Source organism: Variovorax jilinensis, assembly GCF_030316885.1.
In the GTDB taxonomy this organism is placed as follows: domain Bacteria; phylum Pseudomonadota; class Gammaproteobacteria; order Burkholderiales; family Burkholderiaceae_C; genus Variovorax; species Variovorax jilinensis.
Genome location: NZ_JASZYQ010000021.1, coordinates 1 through 1008, shown reverse-complemented (window position 1 = coordinate 1008; position 1008 = coordinate 1). Strand labels below are relative to the sequence as shown.

At 65.7% G+C, this 1008-nt stretch carries 2 protein-coding genes; both read left to right on the top strand.

The features are described from left to right. Positions 1-678: AMP-binding enzyme (locus QTH87_RS26175; RefSeq protein ID WP_286613362.1), on the top strand; the 678-nt coding region annotated here is incomplete at its 5' end. 4 nt (positions 679-682) lie between these two features. Continuing rightward, positions 683-1008: putative sulfate exporter family transporter (locus QTH87_RS26170; protein WP_286613361.1), on the top strand; the 326-nt coding region annotated here is incomplete at its 3' end.

Below are 1008 nucleotides of genomic sequence, written 5' to 3'. Positions count from 1 at the left end.
CGCCACGACGTGGAGGTGCTGCATGCCTGGGGCATGACGGAGGTGAGTCCGCTGGGGACCGTGTGCACGCTCAAGCCCGCGCAGCTGACGTTGGGCAGTGAAGCGCGGCTCATGGTGCAGGCCAAGCAGGGGCGCGCCGTCTTCGGAGTCGATCTCAAGATCGTCGACGCCGACGGCATCGAGCTGCCCTGGGACGGCAAGACCTCGGGCGAGCTCATGGTGCGCGGCCCATGGATCATCGCCAACTACTTCAAGGGTGCTGGCAGCAATCCGCTGGTGGACGGCTGGTTCCCGACGGGCGACGTTGCCGTCATCGATGCCGACGGCTTCATGCAGATCACCGACCGTGCCAAGGACGTCATCAAGTCCGGCGGCGAATGGATCGGCTCGATCGACCTGGAGAACATTGCGATGGCACACCCTGCAGTGGGCATGGCCGCCTGCATTGCCGCACCGCATCCGAAGTGGGATGAGCGCCCGCTGCTGGTGGTGGTGAAGAAGCCCGGTCTTGAGGTGACGCGCGAGGAGCTGCTCGGCTTCTACGACGGCAAGATCGCCAAGTGGTGGACGCCCGATGACGTGGTCTTCAGTGACACGATCCCGCTCGGCGCGACCGGGAAGATGCTCAAGCATCGCCTGCGCGAGCAGTTCAAGCATCACCGGCTGCCCACCGCTTGAGCCCATGACCACACTCACGATCGGCGCGGTTCCCGGACATGCGCGCTTGCTGTTTCCCGGCGTACTTGCCTGCGGTGTGGTCGCCGCTGCGTCCACCTTCCTCTCGGAGCACTACGGTGCACCCGTGATGCTGTTCGCATTGCTGCTCGGCATCGCGATGAACTTTCTCTCGGGTGAGGGTAGCTGCAAGCCGGGCATCGAGTTCGCGGGTCGGACGCTGCTGCGCATCGGCGTCGCGCTGCTCGGACTGCGGATCACCGTGGGCCAGGTCGTGGAGCTTGGCTGGCAGCCGCTGGCGCTCGTCGTGCTGTCGGTGGGGCTCACGATCGT